This is a genomic window from Pseudomonas sp. UBA6562, assembly GCF_002434265.1.
Lineage (GTDB): Bacteria > Pseudomonadota > Gammaproteobacteria > Pseudomonadales > Pseudomonadaceae > Aquipseudomonas.
Genome location: NZ_DJJS01000004.1, coordinates 294,806 through 319,313, shown reverse-complemented (window position 1 = coordinate 319,313; position 24,508 = coordinate 294,806). Strand labels below are relative to the sequence as shown.

24 protein-coding genes are annotated in these 24,508 nt (G+C 63.5%); 5 read left to right on the top strand and 19 right to left on the bottom strand.

The genetic code is table 11. The features are described 5' to 3' along the window. Window positions 1–37 precede the first annotated feature (37 nt). Window positions 38–688 (bottom strand): response regulator transcription factor ErdR, encoded by a 651-nt coding sequence (gene erdR, locus B4M43_RS05630; RefSeq protein WP_296264952.1) that lies wholly within the window; start codon window positions 686–688, stop codon window positions 38–40. A 198-nt stretch (window positions 689–886) separates the two neighbouring features. Then, a complete protein-coding gene (locus tag B4M43_RS05625) occupies window positions 887–1,600 on the bottom strand; it encodes a tRNA-uridine aminocarboxypropyltransferase (RefSeq protein WP_296264950.1) in 714 nt (237 codons plus the stop codon). A gap of 226 nt (window positions 1,601–1,826) precedes the next feature. On the opposite strand from B4M43_RS05625, the gene B4M43_RS05620 reads away from it, so the two are divergent. Beyond that, window positions 1,827–2,246 (top strand): quorum-sensing-regulated virulence factor family protein, encoded by a 420-nt coding sequence (locus tag B4M43_RS05620; protein ID WP_296264948.1) that lies wholly within the window; start codon window positions 1,827–1,829, stop codon window positions 2,244–2,246. 240 nt (window positions 2,247–2,486) lie between these two features. Further along, window positions 2,487–3,566, top strand: a complete 1,080-nt coding sequence (locus B4M43_RS05615) for a TIGR00730 family Rossman fold protein (protein WP_296264946.1) — start codon at window positions 2,487–2,489, stop codon at window positions 3,564–3,566. A 42-nt stretch (window positions 3,567–3,608) separates the two neighbouring features. On the opposite strand, the gene recX is transcribed toward B4M43_RS05615, so the two are convergent. From recX to B4M43_RS05600, 3 genes are all read right to left on the bottom strand, one after another. Beyond that, complete coding sequence (gene recX, locus B4M43_RS05610) at window positions 3,609–4,076, bottom strand: recombination regulator RecX (RefSeq protein ID WP_296264945.1); 468 nt, start codon at window positions 4,074–4,076, stop codon at window positions 3,609–3,611. Between the two features lie 8 nt (window positions 4,077–4,084). Continuing rightward, a complete protein-coding gene (recA, locus tag B4M43_RS05605; RefSeq protein ID WP_296264944.1) occupies window positions 4,085–5,164 on the bottom strand; it encodes a recombinase RecA in 1,080 nt (359 codons plus the stop codon). Between the two features lie 101 nt (window positions 5,165–5,265). Continuing rightward, on the bottom strand, window positions 5,266–5,748 hold the full coding sequence (locus tag B4M43_RS05600) for a CinA family protein (protein WP_296264943.1): 483 nt from the start codon (window positions 5,746–5,748) through the stop codon (window positions 5,266–5,268). A 185-nt stretch (window positions 5,749–5,933) separates the two neighbouring features. Between B4M43_RS05600 and mutS the strand changes: the two genes are divergently transcribed. Next, window positions 5,934–8,504: a DNA mismatch repair protein MutS gene (gene mutS, locus B4M43_RS05595; RefSeq protein WP_296264942.1), complete on the top strand. Its 2,571-nt coding sequence runs from the start codon at window positions 5,934–5,936 to the stop codon at window positions 8,502–8,504. A 139-nt stretch (window positions 8,505–8,643) separates the two neighbouring features. Next, window positions 8,644–8,967: a ferredoxin FdxA gene (fdxA, locus tag B4M43_RS05590; protein ID WP_296264941.1), complete on the top strand. Its 324-nt coding sequence runs from the start codon at window positions 8,644–8,646 to the stop codon at window positions 8,965–8,967. 469 nt (window positions 8,968–9,436) lie between these two features. On the opposite strand, the gene rpoS is transcribed toward fdxA, so the two are convergent. The 8 genes from rpoS to B4M43_RS05550 form a co-directional block, all read right to left on the bottom strand. Beyond that, entirely contained in the window at window positions 9,437–10,444 is a 1,008-nt protein-coding gene (gene rpoS, locus B4M43_RS05585; RefSeq protein WP_296264939.1) for an RNA polymerase sigma factor RpoS, read from the bottom strand. A 109-nt stretch (window positions 10,445–10,553) separates the two neighbouring features. Then, entirely contained in the window at window positions 10,554–11,399 is an 846-nt protein-coding gene (locus tag B4M43_RS05580; RefSeq protein WP_296264938.1) for a peptidoglycan DD-metalloendopeptidase family protein, read from the bottom strand. 189 nt (window positions 11,400–11,588) lie between these two features. After that, window positions 11,589–12,227, bottom strand: a complete 639-nt coding sequence (locus B4M43_RS05575; RefSeq protein ID WP_296265340.1) for a protein-L-isoaspartate(D-aspartate) O-methyltransferase — start codon at window positions 12,225–12,227, stop codon at window positions 11,589–11,591. Window positions 12,228–12,265: 38 nt separating this feature from the next. After that, window positions 12,266–13,015 (bottom strand): 5'/3'-nucleotidase SurE, encoded by a 750-nt coding sequence (gene surE, locus B4M43_RS05570; RefSeq protein WP_296264937.1) that lies wholly within the window; start codon window positions 13,013–13,015, stop codon window positions 12,266–12,268. Continuing rightward, window positions 13,003–14,061: a tRNA pseudouridine(13) synthase TruD gene (gene truD, locus B4M43_RS05565; protein WP_296264936.1), complete on the bottom strand. Its 1,059-nt coding sequence runs from the start codon at window positions 14,059–14,061 to the stop codon at window positions 13,003–13,005. Before truD ends, surE begins: the two co-directional genes overlap by 13 nt. After that, window positions 14,058–14,531: a 2-C-methyl-D-erythritol 2,4-cyclodiphosphate synthase gene (ispF, locus tag B4M43_RS05560; protein WP_296264935.1), complete on the bottom strand. Its 474-nt coding sequence runs from the start codon at window positions 14,529–14,531 to the stop codon at window positions 14,058–14,060. Before ispF ends, truD begins: the two co-directional genes overlap by 4 nt. A gap of 78 nt (window positions 14,532–14,609) precedes the next feature. Continuing rightward, the gene (gene fghA, locus B4M43_RS05555; RefSeq protein ID WP_296264934.1) at window positions 14,610–15,464 is read right to left on the bottom strand and encodes an S-formylglutathione hydrolase; all 855 of its coding nucleotides are present in this window, start codon (window positions 15,462–15,464) and stop codon (window positions 14,610–14,612) included. Between the two features lie 8 nt (window positions 15,465–15,472). Next, window positions 15,473–16,585, bottom strand: a complete 1,113-nt coding sequence (locus tag B4M43_RS05550; RefSeq protein WP_296264932.1) for an S-(hydroxymethyl)glutathione dehydrogenase/class III alcohol dehydrogenase — start codon at window positions 16,583–16,585, stop codon at window positions 15,473–15,475. Between the two features lie 107 nt (window positions 16,586–16,692). Here B4M43_RS05550 and B4M43_RS05545 point away from each other — a divergent pair, with 107 nt between their 5' ends. Beyond that, a complete protein-coding gene (locus B4M43_RS05545) occupies window positions 16,693–17,589 on the top strand; it encodes a LysR substrate-binding domain-containing protein (RefSeq protein ID WP_414707813.1) in 897 nt (298 codons plus the stop codon). A gap of 12 nt (window positions 17,590–17,601) precedes the next feature. Here the strand turns inward: B4M43_RS05545 and ispD are convergent, their stop codons facing one another. The 6 genes from ispD to B4M43_RS05515 all read right to left on the bottom strand — a co-directional run bounded on the left by ispD (window position 17,602) and on the right by B4M43_RS05515 (window position 24,502). Next, a complete protein-coding gene (ispD, locus tag B4M43_RS05540) occupies window positions 17,602–18,309 on the bottom strand; it encodes a 2-C-methyl-D-erythritol 4-phosphate cytidylyltransferase (RefSeq protein WP_296264931.1) in 708 nt (235 codons plus the stop codon). Further along, entirely contained in the window at window positions 18,306–18,587 is a 282-nt protein-coding gene (gene ftsB, locus B4M43_RS05535) for a cell division protein FtsB (protein ID WP_296265338.1), read from the bottom strand. The genes ispD and ftsB overlap by 4 nt, the downstream gene beginning before the upstream one ends. Window positions 18,588–18,745: 158 nt before the next feature. Beyond that, complete coding sequence (gene eno, locus B4M43_RS05530; protein WP_296264930.1) at window positions 18,746–20,035, bottom strand: phosphopyruvate hydratase; 1,290 nt, start codon at window positions 20,033–20,035, stop codon at window positions 18,746–18,748. Between the two features lie 270 nt (window positions 20,036–20,305). Next, a complete protein-coding gene (locus B4M43_RS05525) occupies window positions 20,306–21,934 on the bottom strand; it encodes a CTP synthase (RefSeq protein WP_296264928.1) in 1,629 nt (542 codons plus the stop codon). A 270-nt stretch (window positions 21,935–22,204) separates the two neighbouring features. Beyond that, window positions 22,205–23,500, bottom strand: coding sequence for a tRNA lysidine(34) synthetase TilS (gene tilS, locus B4M43_RS05520; RefSeq protein WP_296264926.1), 1,296 nt, complete (start codon window positions 23,498–23,500; stop codon window positions 22,205–22,207). Window positions 23,501–23,554: 54 nt separating this feature from the next. Then, the gene (locus B4M43_RS05515; RefSeq protein ID WP_296264924.1) at window positions 23,555–24,502 is read right to left on the bottom strand and encodes an acetyl-CoA carboxylase carboxyltransferase subunit alpha; all 948 of its coding nucleotides are present in this window, start codon (window positions 24,500–24,502) and stop codon (window positions 23,555–23,557) included. Window positions 24,503–24,508: the final 6 nt, after the last annotated feature.

Below are 24,508 nucleotides of genomic sequence, written 5' to 3'. Positions count from 1 at the left end.
AGGCCCGCAGGCCGGTGGGCGACGCGGTGGGCCCGGCTCAGTGGCCAGCCACCGACTCCAGTTGTTGCAGCAGCAAGGCCGCCTGGGTGCGGGTACGCACGCCCAGTTTGCGGAAGATGGCCGTGACGTGCGCCTTGATGGTGGCCTCGGACACACTTAGCTCATAGGCGATCTGCTTGTTCAGCAACCCTTCGCAGACCATGGTCAGCACGCGGAACTGCTGCGGGGTCAGGCTGGCCAGCCCTTCGCTGGCGGCCTTGGCCTCCGCCGACACGTCGACTTTGTCGAACGCCTGGGGCGGCCACCAGACCTCGCCGTCGAGGACCTTTTGCACCGCATCCTGCAAGGTTTCCAGGGGGCTGGACTTGGGGATGAAGCCACTGGCGCCGAACTCGCGCGATTTCACCACCACGGCGGCTTCCTCTTGGGCCGAGACCATCACCACCGGAATCTGCGGGTATTGTCCACGCAGCAGCACCAGCCCGGAAAACCCGTAGGCACCGGGCATGTTCAGGTCGAGCAGCACCAGGTCCCAGTCGGACTTCTCCGCCAGACGCCCTTCCAGTTCGGCAATGCTCGCCACTTCGACCAGGCGCACGCCCTGCCCCAGGCCCAAGGTCACGGCTTGGCGCAAGGCACTGCGAAAGAGGGGGTGGTCATCGGCTATCAGGATTTCGTATGTGGCCATCGATCTGTTGATCCTGTTCTGTGTCAGGTATGCAAATGATGAAGCGCGGCGCCCGGCAGGCAACTCAAGGCGTGGAGGCAGGTTCGCCGGGGGACGGACGCTACGGGTTCAGCGGCTGCATGACAGCACGGCGCCACGAGCGGCGCCCAGCATGCCCAGCGCACCGCAGGTGGTCAAGCCAATTACCCGGCGCCTCCTTCATTGCAGGAAAGCCTGCAAACGTTCATGGGGCAAATCGTGCAGGTCGAGCGGCAGGTGTCGCTTGCCGCTCAGGTAATGCAGGCTGAAGACGTCCAGGTAGGCGTCGAGCGCTTGCGAGGCCCGGGTGTCGCCGGCCAAATCCAGGCACATGGCGGCGACTTCCGCAGTGCAGAAGTGATCGTCACGCTTGGAGCGCCGCAGGCGGTAGCGCGACATCTGTTCGGCTTCCAGGCTCAACACCGGGAAACGGTCCAGGTAAGGGCTTTTGCGAAACATCTTGCGCGCTTCGGTCCAGGTGGCATCGAGCAGAATGAACAGCGGGCGCTTGCCGGCCACAGGTGCCACCTCATGGACCACGCGCTCGCTGGCGACGAACTCACCCGGGAACACGATGTAAGGCTGCCACTGCGGATGCTCCAGCAACGCCAGCAAGCCGCCATCGACCTCGGTACGCTGCCAGCCGAACGCTTGCGTGTCTTCGATCAGGTCGGCGATCAGCCAGCCGGTGTTGGTGGGCTTCAACGGCTCGGTGTCGTGCATGATCAGGCACATGCCCGAACCTGCCTGCACCTTGGGCTTCAAGGCGCATAGGCAATGGCTGGCGATCACCCGGCAGTCGGCACAGCGCACGGCGCGCGAGCCACGGGCGATGAAGGGTTTGTTGCTACGCGCCAGGCGCTCGGCGCGAAGACGCGCGACGGCATGGCTCATGCCCGCTGGCCGGAATCAAGAGGGAAAACGTACACGGTTGCGACTCGATGGAAGGCAGGGCCGGCAGTTTACCAGAGGCCGCTCGTTTTGCCGTGCGGGCCAGGCCCTACCCCTTCTATAATCAGCCGATCCTACCCGCCAAGGCTGCATGGGCCGGTTCCATGCATCAGGGAACGCCGCCGATTGGTGCGGGTCCAACCGCCAGTTATCGAACCAGGAGAATTTCATGCTGCGCTTTATCGTCCCGACCCTGAGCCTGATGCTCGCCCTGCCCTTGGTGGCCCAGGCCGCTTCCAAGCAGGACTACGAGCTGAATCAAATGCTGCAGAAGGTCGCCAAGGAAAGCAGCGTCGGCACCCCTCGCGCCATCAACGAAGACATTCTCGACCAAGGCTACACCGTCGAAGGCAAGGCGCTGATCAACCACCTGAGCGTGCGCGAAGGCCAAGCGCGTGAAATGGCGGTGAACCCGGACAAGGTACGCGACCAACTCGGCGCCAGCGTCTGCAACAACGGCGGTTATCGCCAACTGATGGCACGCGGCGCGGTGATGGTCTATCGCTTCAGCGAGTACAAGACCAATCGCCAGATCGGCGACCAGGCGTTCGACGCCGCCAGCTGCAGCATCAAGCTGAAAAAGGGCTGAAGCCCAGCTTCCCAAGCGCCGCCGTCCCAAAGGGCGGCGCGCATTGCGTAACGAAGACACCTCCCCTGAGGCCACCCCCCTAGGCTTCGCTTAGCCACACGCCGCCCGAACGCTTCTCTAGTGCTGCCCCTTCGATGCTTCCTGCAACGCCTGCGCGGTGCGGTAGGGCGTGCACGCTCGATGCACTTTGTGCCAAGGTCTCACCGTCCGTCGCGCATTCGCTGCACAAGGAGACGTTGAATGCCCTACCAGCCTAACGACCATCTATTCAGCCACTTCCAGGAAAACGGTATCGATGTGGACAACATCGATGCACAACTGCAACTGGTCGCCCCCAACAGCGTGAACCTGCCGCTGTACCGCGACATGCTGCTGACCGTGCTGCGCATGGCGCACGAGGACAGCGATCGCTGGAATGCCAAGATCACCTTGCAGACCTTGCGTGAGCTGGAGCAGGCGTTTCGCACACTGCACCGCTACAAAGGCCGGCGCAAAGTCACTGTGTTCGGCTCGGCGCGTACGCCGCTCGAGCACCCTTTATACGACTTGGCACGACAACTGGGCGCCGCTTTGGCGGCAGCGGACCTGATGGTCATCACTGGCGCAGGCGGCGGCATCATGGCTGCGGCCCACGAAGGCGCCGGTAGCGACCACAGTCTGGGCTTCAACATCACCCTGCCCTTCGAGCAGCATGCCAATGCCACGGTGGATGGCACGGATAAACTGCTGCCCTTCCATTTCTTCTTCATCCGCAAGCTGTTTTTCGTCAAGGAGGCGGATGCATTGGTGCTCTGCCCAGGCGGGTTCGGCACCCTCGACGAAGCGTTGGAGGTGCTGACCCTGATCCAGACCGGAAAAAGCCCGCTGGTGCCCGTGGTACTGCTGGACTCGCCGGATGGCACGTTCTGGCGCGACTGCCTGGACTTCCTCAGTAAGCAGCTCAAAGACAACCGCTACATCCTGCCCAACGATCTCAACCTGATGAAGCTGGTCGCTCGGCCCGAAGAAGCGGTGGACGAGATCGAGCGCTTCTACGCCAACTACCACTCCAGTCGCTGGCTGGAACGGGACTTCATGATCCGCATGCGACACCCATTGAGCGAAACGGCGCTCGATGAACTGGGAGAAGCATTCGGAGATTTGAATGTCGGCGGCGGTTATCGCCAAGCATCCGACAGCCCTGTCGGCCACGAAAGCGAGGACTACGGTCACTTGACGCGCCTGACGTTCGCCTTTCCCGGCCGCGACCAGGGACGCCTTCGCGCGCTGGTCGATTTCATCAACCGCACAGAAAATTGGGCGCAGCCGGCCGGAGCCTAGGCCCAAAGAGAAAAGAAGGGGGAATTTGAGTCTGACTGGAATTCAGTCGTCGAGGTCACGGCCGCTGAGCAAGCGGCCGATCATCTCCATGGAGAAACCGCGGTAGGCCAGAAAGCGCGTCTGCCGAGCGCGCGCGTGCGGGTCTTCGGGGCGAAGCCCATCGAACTTGCGCTGCCAGGCGTCTCGCAGCTTCTCGGCCCAACTGATCCCGCTTTCGCGTAGTGCCTGGTCAATGTCGCCGCGATCAAGACCGCGCTGCCCCAATTCCTCACGGATCCGCGCGGGGCCGTAACCCGAGTTGGAGCGGTAACGGATGAAGCTTTCCAAATAGCGCGCTTCGCTAAGCAGGCCTTCCTCGGCAAGCCGATCCAGCGCGGGCTCGATCAACTCGTCGGAGGCGCCCCGCTGACGCAGTTTTCGCGTCAGCTCGACACGTCCGTGCTCGCGGCGTGCGAGCAGGTCCATGGCGGTCCGCCGTACGGCAACAGGGGTGTCAAGTACGACGGACATGGCTCAGGTCAGGCGTCCGCGTCGGCATCAACGTCGGCAACGTCACTGGCTTTTGCGCTAGCATCGGCTTTCGCTGCGGCTGCTGCGGCGGCTGCGGCATCGAGGTTGAGCAGCTTGTCGCGAATCAGCTTCTCGATCTCTGCACCCACCGCTGGGTTTTCTGCCAGGTACTTGGCCGAGTTGGCCTTGCCCTGACCGATCTTGTTGCCCTGGTAGCTGTACCAGGCACCGGACTTCTCGACGAAGCCATGGGCAACGCCCAGGTCGATGATTTCGCCGTTGCGGTAGATACCCTTGCCGTACAGGATCTGGAACTCAGCCTGACGGAACGGTGGCGATACCTTGTTCTTGACGATCTTGACGCGGGTTTCGCTGCCCACGACTTCGTCGCCCTCTTTCACGGCGCCAGTGCGGCGGATGTCCAGGCGCACGGAGGCGTAGAACTTCAGCGCGTTACCGCCGGTGGTGGTTTCGGGGCTGCCGAACATCACACCGATCTTCATACGGATCTGGTTGATGAAGATGACCAGGCAGTTGGCGTTCTTGATGTTGCCGGTGATCTTGCGCAGCGCCTGGGACATCAGACGCGCCTGCAGGCCGACGTGCATGTCGCCCATTTCGCCTTCGATCTCGGCCTTGGGCACCAGAGCCGCCACGGAGTCGACGATGATGACGTCGACCGCGTTGGAGCGCACCAGCATGTCGGTGATTTCCAGAGCCTGCTCACCGGTATCGGGCTGCGACACCAGCAGGTCGTCGACATTGACGCCCAGCTTGCCGGCGTATTCCGGGTCGAGGGCGTGCTCGGCGTCGACGAAGGCGCAGGTGGCACCGGCCTTCTGCGCTTCGGCGATGACCGACAGCGTAAGGGTGGTTTTACCGGAAGATTCCGGGCCGTAGATTTCGACGATACGGCCTTTTGGCAGACCGCCGATGCCCAGCGCGATGTCCAGGCCCAGGGAGCCGGTGGAGATGGCCGGAATGCGTTGACGCTCATGGTCGCCCATGCGCATCACAGCGCCTTTACCGAATTGCCGCTCGATTTGCCCCAGGGCCGCAGCCAAGGCGCGCTTCTTGTTGTCGTCCATTGATATCCTCACGTGATCGACTGGCCCTGACGGCCGTGTACTGTATAAGTAGCCAGTATTATTCCACAGGGAAGCGTTTCCGCAAACCCCCTGTGTTCGATTTACTCAACGCCAAGCTGTAACAAACCTTCCAAGGCCCGCTGCACCGTTTGCCGGCGCACCGCCTCGCGGTCGCCCGCGAACAGACGGCATTCGCTGCGCACGTGCGCGCCATCGGCCCAGGCCAGCCACACCGTGCCTACGGGCTTTTCGGCAGAACCGCCACCGGGCCCGGCCACCCCGCTCACCGCCACCGCGAAACGCGCACCGCTGGCGGCCTGGGCGCCGCGCGCCATGGCCTCTACCACGGGCTGGCTGACCGCTCCCACCCGCTCGAACAGTGCCGCCGGCACGTTCAGTTGCCGGGTTTTCTGTGCGTTGGAGTAGGTGACGAAGCCGGCCTCGAACCAGGCCGAGCTGCCGGCAACGCGGGTGATCACTTCGGCGATGCCACCGCCCGTGCAGGACTCGGCCGTCGCGACCTGAGCCTGAAGCCGTTGCAAATGTTCGCCGAGGCGCTCGCCCAGCCGTGTGAGTGGTTCCATGATCAGGTTCCTTGGAGGGGTCGGATTACCCTAGCACTCTCCGCACAACAGACAATCGCGGGACACGCTTGGTTGCACCTTCGGTCTCCGACGATCGCGTGGCGGTTCCTGCAACTTGGCCGAAAAGCCTGTAACATTCGCGCTTTTCAAAATCGCCCATCGAATCACCGCTGTAAGGCCCCGTAATGTCCGACCTCGCCGCACACACCCCGATGATGCAACAGTACTGGAAGCTGAAAAATCAGCATCCGGACCAGTTGATGTTCTACCGCATGGGCGATTTCTACGAGATCTTCTACGAAGACGCGAAGAAAGCGGCCAAGCTGCTGGACATTACCCTCACTGCGCGCGGCCAGTCGGCGGGACAGTCGATTCCCATGTGCGGTATCCCGTTCCACGCCGCCGAAGGCTACCTGGCCAAACTGGTCAAACTCGGCGAATCGGTGGTGATCTGCGAGCAGATCGGCGACCCGGCTACCAGCAAGGGCCCGGTCGAACGCCAGGTGGTGCGCATCATCACGCCTGGCACGGTGAGCGACGAAGCACTGCTCGACGAGCGCCGCGACAACCTGATCGCCGCCCTGCTGGGCGACGAGCGCCTGTTCGGTCTGGCGGTGCTCGACATCACCAGTGGCAATTTCATGGTCCAGGAGATCAAGGGCTGGGAAAACCTGCTCGCCGAACTGGAGCGCATCAACCCCGTCGAGCTGCTGTTCCCGGACGATTGGCCAGCCGGCCTGCCTGCCGAGAAGCGCCGCGGCGCTCGCCGCCGCGCGCCCTGGGACTTCGACCGGGATTCTGCGCGCAAGAGCCTGTGCCAGCAGTTCGCGACCAAGGACCTCAAGGGCTTTGGCTGCGACAAGCTGACCCTGGCCATCGGCGCTGCCGGCTGCCTGCTGACCTACGCCAAGGAAACCCAGCGCACCGCCCTGCCGCACCTGCGCAGCCTGCGCCACGAGCGGTTGGACGACACGGTGATCCTCGACGGCGCCAGCCGTCGCAACCTGGAACTGGACGTCAACCTGGCCGGCGGGCGCGACAACACCCTGCAGTCGGTCATCGACCGCTGCCAGACCGCCATGGCCAGCCGCCTGCTGGCACGCTGGCTGAATCGGCCGCTGCGCGACCTGAAGGTGCTCAAGGCCCGTCAGGACTCCATTCGTTGCCTGCTCGACGGCTTTCGTTTCGAGAAGCTGCAACCGCAGCTCAAGGACATCGGCGACATCGAACGGATTCTGGCGCGCATTGGCCTGCGCAACGCCCGTCCCCGTGATCTGGCGCGCCTGCGCGATGCTCTGGGCGCACTGCCGGAATTGCAGAACGCCCTCTCGGAACTGGAAGCCCCGCACCTGGCACGCCTGGCCGCCATCGCCGGCACCTATCCGGAGCTGGCCAGCCTGCTGGAACGGGCCATCATCGACACACCGCCCGCAGTGATTCGCGACGGCGGCGTGTTGAAGACCGGTTACGACGCCGAACTCGACGAACTGCTGGCCATCAGCGAAAACGCCGGCCAGTTCCTCATCGACCTCGAAGCCCGGGAAAAGGCCCGCACGGGCCTTGCCAACCTCAAGGTGGGCTACAACCGGGTACACGGCTACTTCATCGAATTGCCAAGCAAGCAGGCCGAACAGGCGCCCGGCGACTACATCCGGCGCCAGACCTTGAAAGGCGCCGAGCGCTTCATCACGCCCGAACTCAAAGCGTTCGAAGACAAGGCGCTGTCGGCCAAGAGCCGCGCTCTGGCCCGGGAGAAACTGCTCTACGACGCACTGCTCGAAACCCTCATCGAACACCTGGCGCCGCTGCAGGACAGCGCCGCGGCCCTGGCCGAAGTCGACGTATTGAGCAACCTGGCCGAGCGTGCCCTGACCCTCGACCTGAACTGCCCCAGCTTCGTCGAGACGCCCTGCCTGCGCATCGCTCAGGGGCGTCACCCGGTGGTCGAGCAAGTACTGACCACACCCTTCGTGGCCAACGACCTGGCGCTGGACGACGACACGCGCATGCTCATCATCACCGGCCCCAACATGGGCGGTAAGTCGACCTACATGCGCCAGACGGCGCTGATCGTGCTGATGGCGCACATCGGCAGCTTTGTGCCCGCCGTAAGCTGCGAGCTGTCGCTGGTCGACCGGATCTTCACCCGGATCGGCTCCAGCGACGACCTGGCCGGCGGCCGCTCGACCTTCATGGTGGAGATGAGCGAAACGGCCAACATCCTGCACAACGCCACCGACCGCAGCCTGGTGCTGATGGACGAAGTGGGCCGCGGCACCAGCACGTTCGATGGCCTGTCGCTGGCCTGGGCAGCGGCCGAGCGCCTGGCGCAACTGCGTGCCTATACGCTGTTCGCGACCCACTACTTCGAATTGACGGTGCTGCCCGACAGCGAACCGCTGGTCGCCAACGTTCACCTCAACGCCACCGAGCACAACGATCGGATCGTCTTCTTGCACCACGTATTGCCAGGACCCGCCAGTCAGAGTTATGGCCTGGCCGTGGCGCAGTTGGCAGGCGTACCCTCTCCAGTCATCCTGCGTGCCCGCGAGCACCTGGGCAGGCTGGAAACCAACAGCCTGCCGCCACAACCCCTGGTCGCATCGTCGCCCACCCAGCCACAAGCCCCGCACCAGAGCGATCTGTTCGCAAGCTTGCCGCACCCGGCCATCGAGAAGCTGGGCAAGCTGGACCTGGACAACACGACGCCGCGCCAAGCTATCGAAATGCTATATCAACTAAAAAACCTGTTATAACGCCACGACGCGCAAGCTGGTAGAATCCGCCGCGGTTTGCGAGTGCTGCAGGTTATTAGCCTGGCCTGCAGCCCCATTCGTAAGCCGTGCAGCCCTGGAAGGATGGGCATGCTGCCGTCGCCTGAGGAGAGAATTAGAAATGACCTTCGTCGTCACCGACAACTGCATCAAGTGCAAGTACACCGACTGCGTCGAAGTCTGTCCGGTGGACTGCTTCTACGAAGGCCCGAACTTCCTGGTCATTCACCCCGACGAGTGCATCGACTGCGCCTTGTGCGAGCCCGAATGCCCGGCTCAAGCGATTTTCTCGGAAGACGAAATTCCATCCGGTATGGAAAACTTCATCGAGCTGAACGCTGAACTGGCGGAAATCTGGCCGAACATCACCGAGAAGAAAGACGCACTGCCAGACGCCGCCGAGTTCGATGGCACTCCCGGCAAGATCGCCGACCTGCAACGCTGAACTTTTCCCCGCGCATACGGAAAAGGCCCTATAGGGGCCTTTTCCAGTTTTCAGCGGACAAAAAAAGGGGCGGTTTGACCCGCCCACATTTTCTCCATTTGTCCCTGCTCTCCTGCACATCGTCCTGATGAATCGCGTCTTGCGATGTCCTTGGCCTTCGTCCGTGAGGGCCTGTGCCTGTCCGTCGGCACAGTTGAATAGTACCGTTTCCCTGGGAGAGAACAACGGCCTCGGTTTACAAAACGCTACGGCCGAAACACTTTCACAAACCTACAAAGACCAACGAATTCAGATGCTTAGGAAATCACAACGGCACTATTAGATAAGCAATTACCCTTTCCTACAGCGTTTACCTACAGCTTGAGTGCGAAAACACTTACATGCGATGACGCACCGATGGAATTTGCCGCATTTTCTATTGGCGAAAAAAAGCCCCGAAGACGCCGGGGCTTGGGGCGCTACAGGCGTATCACTGGAATAGCGACTCGCTGGAAAGGCCGTTTTTCTCGAGAATTTCGCGCAGACGCTTGAGCCCTTCGACCTGAATCTGCCGTACCCGCTCGCGGGTCAGGCCGATCTCCAGACCGACATCTTCCAACGTACTGCTTTCATGACCGCGCAAGCCAAAGCGGCGGATGACCACCTCACGCTGTTTCTCGGTCAGCTCACCGAGCCATTGGTCGATGCTGCGCGACAGATCGTCGTCTTGCAGCAGGTCACACGGATCGGTCGGCCGGTCATCGGTCAGGGTATCGAGCAGGGTCTTGTCGGAGTCCGGGCCCAGCGACACATCCACCGAAGACACCCGCTCGTTGAGCCCAAGCATGCGTTTGACCTCGGCCACTGGCTTCTCCAGCAGTGCGGCGATCTCTTCGGCCGAAGGCTCGTGGTCGAGCTTTTGAGTCAACTCGCGGGCGGCGCGCAGGTAGACGTTCAGCTCTTTGACCACGTGGATGGGTAGGCGGATGGTGCGGGTCTGGTTCATGATGGCCCGCTCGATGGTCTGGCGAATCCACCACGTGGCGTAGGTGGAAAAGCGGAAGCCGCGCTCGGGATCGAACTTCTCGACCGCGCGGATCAGTCCCAGGTTGCCCTCTTCGATCAGGTCGAGCAGCGACAGGCCACGGTTCACATAGCGCCGTGCAATCTTCACCACCAGGCGAAGGTTGCTTTCGATCATGCGCTTGCGTCCGGCCGGATCGCCTTTTTGCGACAGGCGCGCGTAATGCACCTCCTCTTCGGGAGAGAGCAACGGCGAGAATCCGATTTCGTTCAGATAGAGCTGGGTAGCGTCGAGCGCCCGGCTGTAATCGATGTACTTGTGTTGCTTGAGCGAAGCGCTAGGCTTCGACTTGGTCCGAACCGGAGATACAGCAGGTTCGTCTGACACCACATCCGTTTGCAGAACGATGCCGGTCTCCATGAGGAGCACGTCATCGTCGATGTCAAACTTCGGCACTTCATGCGTGAGAGCCATTGTTATAGTCCCTTTGCTGAGTTCGAACTCAGACTCTAGCGACGCCTACTTCCCTGGCATCGCTGGAGCCTGTCCCCTTAATAAGAAGGAACAGGCCGGGTGTTACAAATCAACGGCGTGGCAGGAACTGTAGCGGATCTACGGGTTTACCCTGACGGCGGATTTCAAAGTGCAACTTTACTCGATCAGTGCCCGTGGACCCCATTTCAGCAATCGTCTGCCCTGCCTTGACTTGCTGCCCTTCCCGAACCAAAAGCCTGCGATTATGGCCATAAGCGCTGACGTACGTATCGTTGTGCTTGATGATGATCAGTTCGCCGTAGCCCCTCAGACCACTACCGGCATACACCACTGAACCATTGGACGCAGCGAAAACAGGCTGTCCCAAATCCCCGGCGATATCAATGCCTTTATTCAAACTGCCGTTTGAAGCGAATTTGCCGATCACTACCCCGTTGGCGGGCCACATCCAGCCCCCCGCCGTACGCTCCGAAGCCGGCACTTGGGTGACTGTGGTGGTGGTGCTGGAAGACGGCGTGGATACGGTTTTGGTCATCACCGGCGTAGGGGCGACAGTACCCGCAGGACGCCGCGTGACGGTGGTCTTCGACGAAGGGCTGGACACCACCCGAGTGCCTCCCGATCCGCTGTTGAAGCGAATGGCTTGCCCCGGCCGGATGGTATAGGGCGCGGCGATACCGTTGCGCGCGGCCAACTCCTTGTAGTCCCAACCGTAACGGAAGGCGATGGAAAACAGCGTATCGCCCGGCTTGACCACATATTGTCCGGATGTAACAGGCGTACGTTTGGCAGTCGCCGCATTGCGGTCCACTACACTCGCGCTGTTGGAGCTGGTACTCGAACAGCCGGCAAGTAACGTCCCCATGGCCAGCGCAATCACCAGAAGTTTGAATCCCGCCCGTTCCTTGCGCTGCCGCATGACTGTGTGAACCACCCGCCGCTCCCCTCATGCTGCCGAAATGAATGTGCCGTGGGCATAGGTCGCCCTTCTGTTTATACCCATGTGCCCGTTACGGGCGATCGATCATGGGGCGCCTTTGACTGCTGCCTGGCAGGCACACGCCAGATAGACACAACGACCCGGCGAGAATTCGCCGCCGGTGGAAATTTTCCCGCGCTGCGCCTAGTTTACCGATCCGTTCAACAGCGGTACGAAACGCACCGGGCCGAGCAGCGTGCGGGAGAAGCCATGCTCTTCGCGTACGATCAGCATCAATTGCTGGACGTCGCCTGCCGAGCCTACCGGTATCACCAGACGACCGCCCGGCGCCAGTTGATCGAGCAGCGCCTGCGGCACCTGCGCCGCCACTGCCGTCACGATGATGCCATTGTACGGCGCCAGGGCCGGCCAACCCTCGCAGCCATCGCCCCAGCGAAACACCACGTTGCGCAGGTTGAGTTCGGTCAGGCGCTCCTTGGCGCGGTCTTGCAAGCTCTTGATGCGCTCCACGGAAAACACCCGTTCCACCAATTGCGCCAGGATCGCGGTCTGATAGCCCGAGCCGGTGCCGATCTCCATCACTTTGTCCAGCGGCCCCGCCTGCAGCAGCACCTCGCTCATGTGCGCAACGATGTAAGGCTGCGAGATGGTCTGGTTGTTGCCGATGGGCAGCGCCGTGTCTTCATAGGCGCGGTGCGCCAGGGCTTCGTCGACGAACAGGTGGCGCGGCGTGCCGCGGATCACCTCGAGCACCCTGGGGTTGCTGATGCCCTCTTCGCTCAGGCGTTGGATCAGGCGCTCGCGAGTGCGTTGCGAAGTCATGCCGATGCCTCGGCGCATCAAGTCGTCCTGCTCGCGCATCAGAGCACACCCTCCAACCAGCCATCCAACTGCTCGAAAGCTTCGTTGAAGGTACGGTCCAGGCGCAGCGGGGTAACCGACACGTAGCCCTGCATCACCGCGTGGAAATCGGTGCCGGGGCCGCCATCTTCGGCATCGCCCACGGCGGCGATCCAATAGCCTTCCTTACCGCGGGGGTTGACCACCTTGGTCGGCACTGCGGCACGGGCGCGATGGCCGAGGCGGGTCAGACGGATGCCGCGGATGTGCGCCAGCGGCAGGTTGGGAATGTTGACGTTGAGCACCGTGCGTGGCGGCAGGCTCAGGCGCGCCTGCGCCTCGACCAGGCGCCGGGCGACGTGGGCTGCGGTGGGCAGGTTGTCGGGCAGCCGCGAGAGCAATGAAAACGCCAGCGACGTGCCGCCCAGGAAGCGCCCCTCGAAAGCGGCGGCCACCGTGCCCGAATAGAGCACGTCGTCGCCCAGGTTGGCGCCCAGGTTGATGCCCGAAACGACCATGTCGGGCGTTTCGGCGAGCAGGCCGTTGATGCCCAGATGCACGCAGTCGGTGGGCGTACCGTTGAGGCTGATGAAACCGTTGCCCAGCCGCTGCGGATGCAGAGGCCGGTCGAGGGTCAGCGAGCTACCGGCGCCGCTCTTGTCTTGCTCAGGGGCGATGACCGAGCACTCGGCATAGTCCGCCAGCGCGGCATGCAGCGCCGCGAGACCGGGTGCCGTCACACCGTCATCGTTCGAAATCAGAATACGCATGGGCTGTCCGTCTGCCCCGCCGGCACCAGATCAACGAGTTCGCGCACCACCACGGTGGCGAAACATCCGGCCGGCAGGACGAATTCCATTTGCAGGGTATCAGGCTCGGGATAATGCCACGTCAGGCGCCCGATAGGGAGTCGAAGAATACGCCGTTCGTGCTCCATGCCCGCACGTGCCAGCCATTGGCAGAGCGCCTGGTGCTGCCCGCCGACGGCGTTTTCCAGCTCGCCTGGCGCACCGCTTGCGGGGGATTGGCCCTCCCCCCATAGCGCGCCGGTGGGGTGCAGGTCGAGAATGGCCAGGCGCGGATCGCTGCATTCGGCCTCGCCGGCGGCGAAAAAGCTGCGGCTGTCGGTGAACGCCAGCAGGTCGCCGACTTGCGCCTGCTGCCAGGAGCCGTCGGCCACGCGCGCGGCCAATACCTGATTGAATAGGTAGCTGCGCCCTGCCGACAGCAACCGCGAACGGACATTGCGCTGTTCGGGCAAGGCCTGGCGCTGCGCCCAGTCGAGCGCGTCATGCACGTTGCCGCCGTCGAAACCGAAACGCTGCGCGCCGAAATAGTTCGGCACACCTTCGGCCTTGAGCCGCTCCAGACGCGCATCGAGCGCCGCGCGGTCGACGCTCAGTTGGGTCAGGCGCAGGGTGAAACCGTTGGCGGCGTGGGCGCCGCGCTGCAGCTTGCGCTGGTGACGGGTGCGCTCGAGGATGCGCAGGGTCGAATCCTCGGCACGCGACAGGTCGGGGTCGGCCTTGCCCGGCAGGTGCAGGCTGAACCATTGGCGGGTCAGCGCCTGGCGATCCTTGAGCCCGGCATAGCTGATCGCGCGCAGCGGCACACCTGCGGCCCGGGCCAGGCGCCGCGCCGCTTCTTCGGTGTTGAGGTCGCGCTTTTCCACCCACAGCCAGAGGTGTTCGCCCTGGCCCGACAATGGAATGTCGAGCACTTCGTCGACCTGGAAGTCTTCGGCCACCGCCTTGAGCACGGCGCTGCCCAAGGCGGCGCCCCATGCGCGCGGGCCGAGCAGTTGCTGTTCGTTCATGCCGGCAGCAACAAGGCGACCGCGTGGACCGCGATGCCCTCCTCGCGCCCGGCGAAACCGAGCTTCTCGGTGGTGGTGGCCTTGACGTTGACCTGGTCGAGCTCGACCTGCAGGTCCTGGGCGATGCATTCGCGCATGTGCTGGATGTGCGGCGCCATCTTCGGCGCCTGGGCGACGATGGTGGCGTCGACGTTGCCGACCTTCCAGCCCTTGGCCCGGACGATGCCGACCACGTGGCGCAACAGCGCACGGCTGTCGGCGCCCTTGAACTGCGGGTCGGTGTCGGGGAAGTGCTTGCCGATGTCGCCCAGGGCCGCAGCGCCGAGCAACGCATCGCTCAAGGCATGCAGTACCACATCGCCATCGGAATGGGCCAGCAGGCCGCGGGAGTGGGCAATGCGCACCCCACCCAGGGTGATGAAATCGCCATCGGTGAAACGGTGCACATCGTAGCCATGGCCAATACGCATAGAAAAACGCCCCGAAAAAAATCAGGGCGTGATTCTACCCGCTTTACGGCGGGGGTGGGCGACAGCCCGCGCGCTACCTCAAACGCGGCCCAGGGCCACGGCGTGATGGCGCAAATGCTCGTCGATGAAGCTGGCGATGAAGAAGTAGCTGTGGTCGTAACCCGGCTGCAACCGCAGGGTCAACGCATGCCCCCCTTTGCGCGCAGCCTGCTCCAGCGCCTGCGGCTTGAGCTGGTTGTCGAGGAAGTCGTCGCGGTCGCCCTGATCGACCAGCAACGGCGGGCACTCCCCGGCCGGGGTGGACGCGAGCAGTACGCTGGCATCCCACTCGCGCCAGCGCGCACGGTCTTCGCCCAGGTAACGCGACAGCGCTTTCTCGCCCCATGGGCAGTCCATGGGATTGCTGATCGGCGAGAACGCCGACACTGACCGGTAGCGCCCCGGATTGCGCAGTGCGCAGACCAGGGCACCGTGCCCGCCCATGGAATGGCCGCTGATGCTGCGCTGCTCGGAAGCGGGGAAATGCGCCTCGATCAACGCCGGCAGTTCGTCCACCACGTAGTCGTGCATGCGGTAGTGCTGCGCCCAGGGTTGCTGGGTGGCGTTGACGTAGAAGCCGGCGCCCTTGCCGAAGTCCCAGGCGTTGTCCGGGTCGCCCGGCACCTGGTCGCCACGGGGGCTGGTGTCGGGCGCGACGATGATCAGCCCCAGCTCGGCGGCCAGGCGCTGGGCACCGGCCTTCTGCATGAAGTTCTCGTCGGTGCAGGTCAGGCCGCTCAGCCAGTACAGCACCGGCAGCCTCTCGCCCTGCTCGGCCTGTGGCGGCAGGTACACAGCGAACACCATGTCGCAACCCAGCACCTTGGAGCTGTGCCGGTAGCGCTTGTGCCAGCCGCCGAAACTTTTCTGACAGGAGATGTTTTCCAGGCTCATGTTCGACCTCAGAAGTGGATCACGCTGCGGATGCTCTTGCCTTCATGCATCAGGTCGAAGGCCTTGTTGATGTCTTCCAGCCCCATGGTGTGGGTGATGAAGGTATCCAGCGGAATTTCGCCCTTTTCCGACATTTCCACGTAGCTCGGCAGCTCGCTGCGGCCACGCACGCCGCCGAAAGCCGAACCGCGCCAGACGCGGCCGGTGACCAGCTGGAACGGACGGGTGGCGATTTCCTGACCGGCACCGGCCACGCCGATGATCACCGACTCGCCCCAGCCCTTGTGGCAGCACTCCAATGCCGCGCGCATCAGCTGCACGTTGCCGATGCACTCGAAGGAGTAGTCCACGCCGCCGTCGGTGAGGTCGACGATGACTTCCTGGATCGGGCGGTCGTATTCCTTGGGGTTGATGCAGTCGGTGGCGCCGAGCTGTTTGGCGATCTCGAACTTGGCCGGGTTGATGTCGATGGCGATGATGCGCGAAGCCTTGGCCTTGACCGCACCGATGATCGCCGACAGGCCGATGCCGCCCAGGCCGAACACCGCTACCGTGTCACCGGGCTGGACCTTGGCGGTGTTGAGCACCGCGCCGATGCCGGTGGTTACGCCACAGCCGAGCAGGCAGACCTTTTCCAGCGGCGCTTCCTTCTGAATCTTGGCCACGGAAATTTCCGGCAGCACGGTGTATTCGGAGAAAGTCGAGGTGCCCATGTAGTGGAACAGTTGCTGGCCTTTGTAGGAAAAGCGCGTGGTGCCGTCAGGCATCAGGCCCTTGCCCTGGGTGGCGCGAATGGCCTGGCAGAGGTTGGTCTTGCCCGAGCGGCAGAATTTGCACTGGCCGCACTCGGGTGTGTACAGCGGGATCACGTGGTCGCCCACGGCGACCGAGGTCACGCCCTCGCCCACCGCCTCGACGATGGCCCCGCCTTCATGACCGAGGATGGATGGGAAGATGCCTTCCGGGTCGGCACCCGACAGGGTATAGGCATCGGTGTGGCAGACGCCGCTGGCTACCACGCGCAACAGCACTTCGCCCGCTTTGGGCATGGCCACGTCGACTTCGACGATCTCAAGGGGTTTCTTGGCCTCGAAGGCAACAGCAGCACGGGACTTGATCATCAAAGGTCTCCTGTAGGAAAGGGTCGATCCAGGGGGCAGTGTAATTAACCGGCTTTTGATGAATAATCCCGCTCCCGTCAAAACATTATTGCCGTACAGGGACAATCATGAGCAGTCGTTGGGAAGGGATCGACGAATTCGTGGCGGTGGCCGAGCATGGGCAGTTCACTGCGGCGGCCGAGCGCCTGGGCGTGTCTTCGTCGCATATCAGCCGGCAGATCGCGCGCCTGGAAGAGCGTTTGCAGACGCGCCTGCTGTACCGCAGCACACGCCGGGTGACCTTGAGCGAAGCCGGGCAGACCTTCCTGCACCACTGCCAGCGCCTGCAAGACGGCCGCGAAGAAGCGTTGCGCGCCATGGGTGACTTGTCCAGCGAGCCCAAGGGCCTTTTGCGCATGACCTGCGCGGTGGCCTATGGCGAGCGCTTCATCGTGCCGCTGGTGACCCGGTTCATGGCGCTCTACCCACAATTGCGTCTGGAAGTGGAGCTGAGCAACAGCAACCTCGACTTGCTGCACGAGGGCATGGACCTGGCGATCCGCCTGGGCCGCTTGCAGGACTCGCGGCTGGTGGCCAGCCGCCTGGCGCCGCGGCGCATGTACGTCTGCGCCTCCCCTGCCTACCTGGAACGCTACGGCAGGCCGCACAGCCTGTCAGAGCTGGCGCGGCACAATTGCCTGATCGGCAGTTCCGACATCTGGAGCCTGCAACAGGACGGCCGTGAGTTAAGCCAGCGGGTGCAGGGCAATTGGCGCTGCAACAGCGGCCAGGCGGTGTTGGACGCAGCGCTGCAAGGCATGGGCTTGGGCCAGTTGCCGGACTATTACGTGCTCGAGCATTTGCGCAGCGGCGCCCTGGTGTCGCTGCTCGACGCCCACCAGCCGCCCAACACGGCGGTGTGGGCGCTGTACCCACAGCAGCGTCACCTGTCGCCCAAGGTGCGGCGGCTGGTGGACTACCTCAAGGAAGAACTGGCCAAGCGGCCGGAGTATTGCCAGGCCTGAGCGGGCGCCGACTCAAGCGCGGCTGGACCAGCGTTGGCGCAGCCATTCGAGGTCTTCGGGGCGGGTGACCTTGATGTTGTCGCCGCGCCCTTCGATCAGGCGCGGCGCCTGGCCGGACCATTCCATCGCGGAGGCTTCGTCGGTGACCGCGACGTCGGCCACCTGGCACTCGGCGAGCGCATGGTGCAAGGCGCCCAGGCGAAACATCTGCGGGGTGTAGGCCAACCAGATGGTGCTGCGATCCACCGTCGCCGCGACCCGGCCATCGGCACCGACGCGTTTGAGCGTGTCTTTGGCGGGCACCGCCAGCAGACCGCCGACCGGATCGTCGGCCAGTTCGCCCAGCAGCGTGTCCAGGTCTGCCCTGGCCAGGTTGGGCCGCGCCGCATCGTGCACCAGCACCCAGTCGGCATCCGATGCCCCTTGCGCATGCAGGTGCAGCAGGGCGTTGAGCACCGAGTCGGCACGCTCGCGGCCACCGGGCGCACGCTGTATGCGCGGGTCGCTGGCGCAACGCAAACCTGGCCAGTACGGGTCGTGCTCGGCCAGGCTGACCACCACGCCCTTGAGCTGGGGGTGGTCGAGAAAACAGTCCAGCGCGTGTTCGATGAGGGTCTTGCCACCCAGCGCCAGATATTGCTTGGGCCGGTCGGCCGCCATGCGCGCACCGACCCCGGCTGCGGGCAGCACGGCCCAGAACGTGGGCAAAGGCACACTCATTTCTGCGGCAGTTGGTAGAGGGTTTCGCCTTCCTTGACCATGCCCAGCTCGTGCCGGGCGCGCTCCTCGACGGTTTCCATACCTTTCTTCAATTCCAGCACTTCGGCATAGAGCACGCGGTTGCGCTCCAGCAAGCGCTCGTTCTCGACATGCTGGTCGTCGATTTGCTGCTTGAGCTCGGCCGCTTGCGCCAGGCTGCCGTTGCCCACCCACAGGCGGTACTGCAGGCCGGCCAGCAGCAGGAGCAGAACGAGGAACAACCAATAAGGACTGCGCATCAGGATATCCAGGGGTGTGAAGGGCAGCAGACGCGTGGCCCACATAGCACGAAGCCTGGCCGAGGCCAGGCTCCGTCGACAGAGACCTTACGAATGCCCGACCGGTTCAACGACACCGCTCGGGCAGTTGCAGGTGCTGCCTTTTTACCATCTCCGAATCAGCCGCGAAACTCGTCGCGACCCCGGTAGACGGCCTTGGCACCCAGCTGCTCTTCGATGCGCAGCAGTTGGTTGTACTTGGAGACGCGGTCGGAACGGCACAGCGAGCCGGTCTTGATCTGGCCCGCAGCGGTACCGACGGCCAGGTCGGCGATGGTGGAGTCTTCGGTTTCACCGGAGCGGTGCGAGATCACCGCGGTATAGCCGGCTTCCTTGGCCATCTGGATGGCTTCCAGGGTTTCGGTGAGCGAGCCGATCTGGTTGAACTTGATCAGGATCGAGTTACCGATGCCCTTGTCTATGCCTTCCTTGAGGATCTTGGTGTTGGTCACGAACAGGTCGTCGCCGACCAGTTGCACCTTCTCGCCGATCTTGTCGGTGAGGATCTTCCAGCCTGCCCAGTCGGACTCGTCCAGGCCATCTTCGATGGAGATGATCGGGAAGCGTTCGGTCAGGCCCTTGAGGTAATCCGCGAAACCTTCGGCGTCGAACGACTTGCCTTCGCCGGACAGGTTGTACTTGCCGTCTTCGTAGAACTCGGAAGCGGCGCAGTCCAGGGCCAGGGTCACGTCGGTGCCCAGCTTGTAGCCGGCCTTTTCCACGGCTTCGGCGATGGCGGCCAGGGCGTCTTCGTTGGAAGCCAGGTTCGGCGCGAAGCCACCTTCGTCACCGACGGCGGTGCTCAAGCCACGCTCTTTGAGCACGGCCTTGAGGTGATGGAAGATCTCGGTGCCCATGCGCAGGCCGTCGGAGAAGGTCTTGGCGCCGACCGGCTGGACCATGAACTCTTGGATGTCGACGTTGTTGTCGGCGTGCTCGCCGCCGTTGATGATGTTCATCATCGGCACGGGCATGGAGTACTGGCCCGGGGTGCCGTTGAGGTTGGCGATGTGCGCGTACAGCGGCAGGTCCTGGTCCTGGGCGGCAGCCTTGGCAGCGGCCAGGGACACCGCCAGGATGGCGTTGGCGCCCAGCTTGGCCTTGTTCTCGGTGCCGTCCAGTTCGATCATGGCGCGGTCCAGCGCTTTCTGGTCCGATGGATCCTTGCCCAGCAGCAGGTCGCGGATCGGGCCGTTGATGTTGGCGACGGCCTTCAGCACACCTTTGCCCAGGTAACGGCTCTTGTCGCCATCGCGCAGCTCGAGCGCTTCGCGCGAGCCGGTGGAAGCACCGGACGGCGCGCAAGCACTGCCGATGATGCCGTTGTCGAGCAGTACGTCGGCTTCCACGGTGGGGTTGCCACGGGAATCGAGAACTTCACGACCTTTGATGTCGACGATATTTGCCATTGTTGTAAGCACTCCAGAATTGACGAAAACGACGCAACTAGGAAAATTCGGCTGCGGGCCAGGCAGGGATGAAGCGGCAGGCCTGACGACCGCTGCCCGCTGACTTCAGGGTCAGAGGGCGAACGGGCGGTACTTTACCGGAGAAACCGGCATCATGCGGCTTCTACCGTCAGAAAACTTTTCAGCTACCTGAGCCATCGAGCGACGGCGGGGGTAGGAAGCGTCGCCCTTCCACCGCTTGCACGATGGACGAGCGACGTACGGGCCGTCTTAGGCCTTTTGCTTCTGCGCCAAGGCCGCCTTGACGAAGCCGCTGAACAGCGGGTGACCGTCACGCGGGGTGGAGGTGAACTCCGGGTGGAACTGGCAGGCGACGAACCATGGGTGGTCCTTGGACTCGACCACTTCCACCAGCGCGCCGTCGCCCGAGCGACCGGACACTTGCAAACCGGCATCGACCATCTGCGGCAGCAGCACGTTGTTGACTTCGTAACGGTGGCGGTGACGTTCGACGATCACGTCCTGGCCGTAGCAGTCGTGCACCTTGGAGTTGCCGACCAGCTGGCATTCCTGCGCGCCCAGGCGCATGGTGCCGCCCAGGTCGGAGGTTTCGGTACGGGTTTCCACGGCACCGGTGTTGTCCGACCACTCGGTGATCAGGCCCACGACCGGATGCACGCTGTTGCGGTCGAACTCGGTGGAGTTGGCGTCGGTCCAGCCCATCACGTTGCGGGCGAATTCGATCACCGCCACTTGCATGCCCAGGCAGATGCCCAGGTAGGGAACCTTGTTTTCGCGCGCGAACTGCACCGCCTGGATCTTGCCTTCGACACCGCGCAGACCGAAGCCGCCCGGTACGAGGATGGCGTCGGCGCCTTCGAGCAGGCTGGTGCCCTGGTTCTCGATGTCTTCGGAATCGATGTAGCGCAGGTTGACCTTGGTGCGGTTCTGGATGCCGGCGTGGCTCATCGCTTCGATCAGCGACTTGTAGGCATCGAGCAGCTCCATGTACTTGCCGACCATGGCGATGGTGACTTCATGCTCGGGGTTGAGCTTGGCGTCGACCACTTGGTCCCACTCGGACAGATCGGCGCTGTCGCATTGCAGGCCGAAGCGCTCGGTGACGAAGTCGTCCAGGCCCTGGGCATGCAGCACGCCTGGGATCTTGTAGATGGTGTCGACGTCTTCCAGGGAGATCACCGCACGCTCTTCGACGTTGGTGAACAGGGCGATCTTGCGCCGCGACGAAGCGTCGACCGGGTGGTCGGAACGGCAGATCAGCACGTCGGGCTGCAGACCGATGGAGCGCAGTTCCTTGACCGAATGCTGGGTCGGCTTGGTCTTGGTTTCGCCTGCGGTGGCGATGTACGGGACCAGGGTCAGGTGCATCAGCATGGCGCGTTTGGAGCCGACTTCGACGCGCAGTTGGCGGATGGCTTCGAGGAACGGCTGCGACTCGATGTCGCCGACCGTACCGCCGATTTCCACCAGAGCCACGTCGGCATCGCCGGCACCCTTGATGATGCGGCGCTTGATCTCGTCGGTGATATGCGGAATGACCTGGATGGTCGCGCCCAGGTAGTCACCGCGGCGCTCTTTGCGCAGCACGTGCTCGTAGACACGGCCGGTGGTGAAGTTGTTGTTCTGGGTCATGGTGGTGCGGATGAACCGCTCGTAGTGGCCCAGGTCGAGGTCGGTCTCGGCACCGTCTTGGGTGACGAACACTTCACCATGCTGGAACGGGCTCATGGTGCCCGGATCGACGTTGATGTACGGGTCCAGCTTGAGCATGGTGACCTTCAGGCCCCGCGCTTCCAGGATGGCCGCCAGGGAAGCCGAGGCAATGCCTTTCCCCAATGAAGAAACAACACCGCCCGTGACGAATATGTAGCGCGTCATGAAAAACCCTAGAAGTCTGCGTTAAAGCGGCCAGCGCCGCCGGAGAAAGCGAAGGAAGGCCGAAGCCCCCGATCACCTGCGTCAATCACAGTGCATCTCGAAAAACTGCCGCGTCTGTACAGACCGGGGTAGTCCCGGCATGGAGCTCGCTTGTCATTTTCAGAAATTCAGCCCAGCAAAAAACTGCTTGGTAATCGGCAACCGCTGCGTTTTCGGACAAAGCGCAGAAGTTGTATCAAGAAGGGAGGGTAGTCTACCGGAATGTCCAGATCAGCTCAAATACTGCGCGCTGTCCGGTGGCGTCCAATGGGCTCGCACGGCCGTCTCCGCCAGCTCGGGCAGGTTGGCCACCGCCAGCAGCCGCTCGCCTTGCCATACCAGCGGCAGGCGCTGGCGGATGAAGGTCGGCACCTGCTGCTCGTTGAGCAGACGTTTGAGGTCGCGCCGGCCGCGCCCGGGCACTTCGAGCATTTCCCCGCCCTGGCGATACTCGACGCGCAACGCGCCACTCGGCGGCGCACCGAGCAGTTGCAGCCGACCGTTGTTGGGCAACGCCAGCGCCACGTCGGGATTCGGCCAGGTCAGGCCGCCTTGCGGGGGCCGCAGCCAACTGCCCTGCAACCACCATAGGCGGCCTTGGCTGCGCAGCAGTTGCCCGTCGCTGAGCCGCCAGACCGGTTGCGCATCGACGGCTGCATCGCGCAACGCCTCCCAGCCCGCCCAGTGGCGCGTGTCGGGGAGGCGCGTGCGCGGCGCGAGCCAGTACTGCAACGCATTGCGCTGTCGGGCGGGCGACAGGTCCTTGAGCGCTTGCAAGCCCAAGGAATCGACGCCCGACCAGGCGAAGGCCTGCCCTGCCGATGCCGTCTGCAAATCGTCCCGTGCCAGCTCGTCGAGCAGGTCCTGGGCCTCCCCCAGATGCGCTGCGCTGCGCGCCAGGCTCAGCCCGACCTGTGGCCAACGCCGGCGCAGTACAGGCAGCACTTCGCCACGCAGGTAGTTACGCGCAAAGCGCACATCGTCATTGGATGGGTCTTCGATCCACACCAGGCCCGCCTGCTCGGCATGCTCGCGCAATTGTTCGCGGGAGAAGTCGAGCAAGGGCCGCAGCAAGTGCCCGCGGCCCAGCCTGCGCGCCGCCGGCATGGCGGTCAAGCCGCGCACGCCGGCGCCTCTGAGCAGACGCAGGAGCAGGGTTTCGGCCTGATCGTCGCGGTGCTGGCCGGTGAACAGCACCGCACCCTCCTCCAGCACCTCGGCGAATGCCGCATAGCGCGCGGTGCGCGCCGCCTGTTCGAGGCTGGCGCCCGACTCGACCTGGACCCGGACGACGCGCAGTTCGACACCCAGGTGTTCGCACACTTGCCGGCAGTGGTCTGGCCAAGTGTCGGCCACCGCTTGCAAGCCATGGTGCACATGCACCGCGCACAATGGCGGCGCACCATGGCGCTGCCCGTAGGCATGCAATGCGTGCAACAGAACAGTGGAATCGAGACCGCCGGAAAAGGCGACGTACCAGCGGGGGGCGTTCAGCCAGGGACGAAGGAAGGAGGTGAGGTCGGGCATGCGGCCTGCCTGCGGAGCGTGGCACAAGCAAGCGCCACGCTCCGGCGATGGGTCTTACAGACCGTAGCTCATCAGGCGCTCGTAACGGCGCGCAAGCAGTGCGTCGTTGTCGAACGTCGACAGGTGGTCGAGTTGCTCGACCAGGCTTTCGCGCACGCTTTCGGCCATTTTCGCCGGGTCGCGATGGGCACCGCCCAGTGGCTCGCCGATGACCTTGTCGACGATGTTCAGGCTTTTCAGGCGCTCGGCGGTGATGCCCATGGCTTCGGCGGCATCGGACGCCTTCTCGGCGGTCTTCCACAGGATCGAGGCGCAGCCTTCCGGCGAAATTACCGAATAGGTGGAGTACTGCAGCATGTTCAGTTGGTCGCACACGCCGATGGCCAGCGCGCCGCCCGAACCGCCTTCACCGATGACGGTGGCGATGATCGGCGTTTTCAGGCGCGCCATGACCCGCAGGTTCCAGGCGATCGCTTCGCTCTGGTTGCGCTCTTCGGCGTCGATGCCAGGGTAGGCGCCCGGGGTGTCGATGAAGGTGAGGATCGGCATCTTGAAGCGCTCGGCCATTTCCATCAGGCGGCAGGCCTTGCGGTAGCCCTCGGGGCGCGGCATGCCGAAGTTGCGGCGCACCTTCTCGCGCACTTCACGGCCTTTCTGGTGGCCGATGACCATGACCGGCTTGCCGTCCAGGCGCGCGGTGCCACCGACGATGGCGGCATCGTCGGAGAAGTGGCGGTCGCCGTGCAGCTCTTCGAATTCGGTGAAGATGTGCTGCAAGTAGTCGAGGGTGTAGGGGCGACGCGGATGGCGCGCCAGGCGCGCGATCTGCCAGCTGGTCAGATTGCCGAAGATGCTTTCGGTGAGGCTGTTGCTCTTGTCTTCCAGACGGGCAATTTCATCGCTGATGTTCAGCGAATTGTCGTTGCCAACCAGGCGCAGGCCTTCGATCTTGGCTTGCAGGTCGGCAATCGGCTGTTCGAAATCAAGGAAATTCGGGTTCATAAGCAT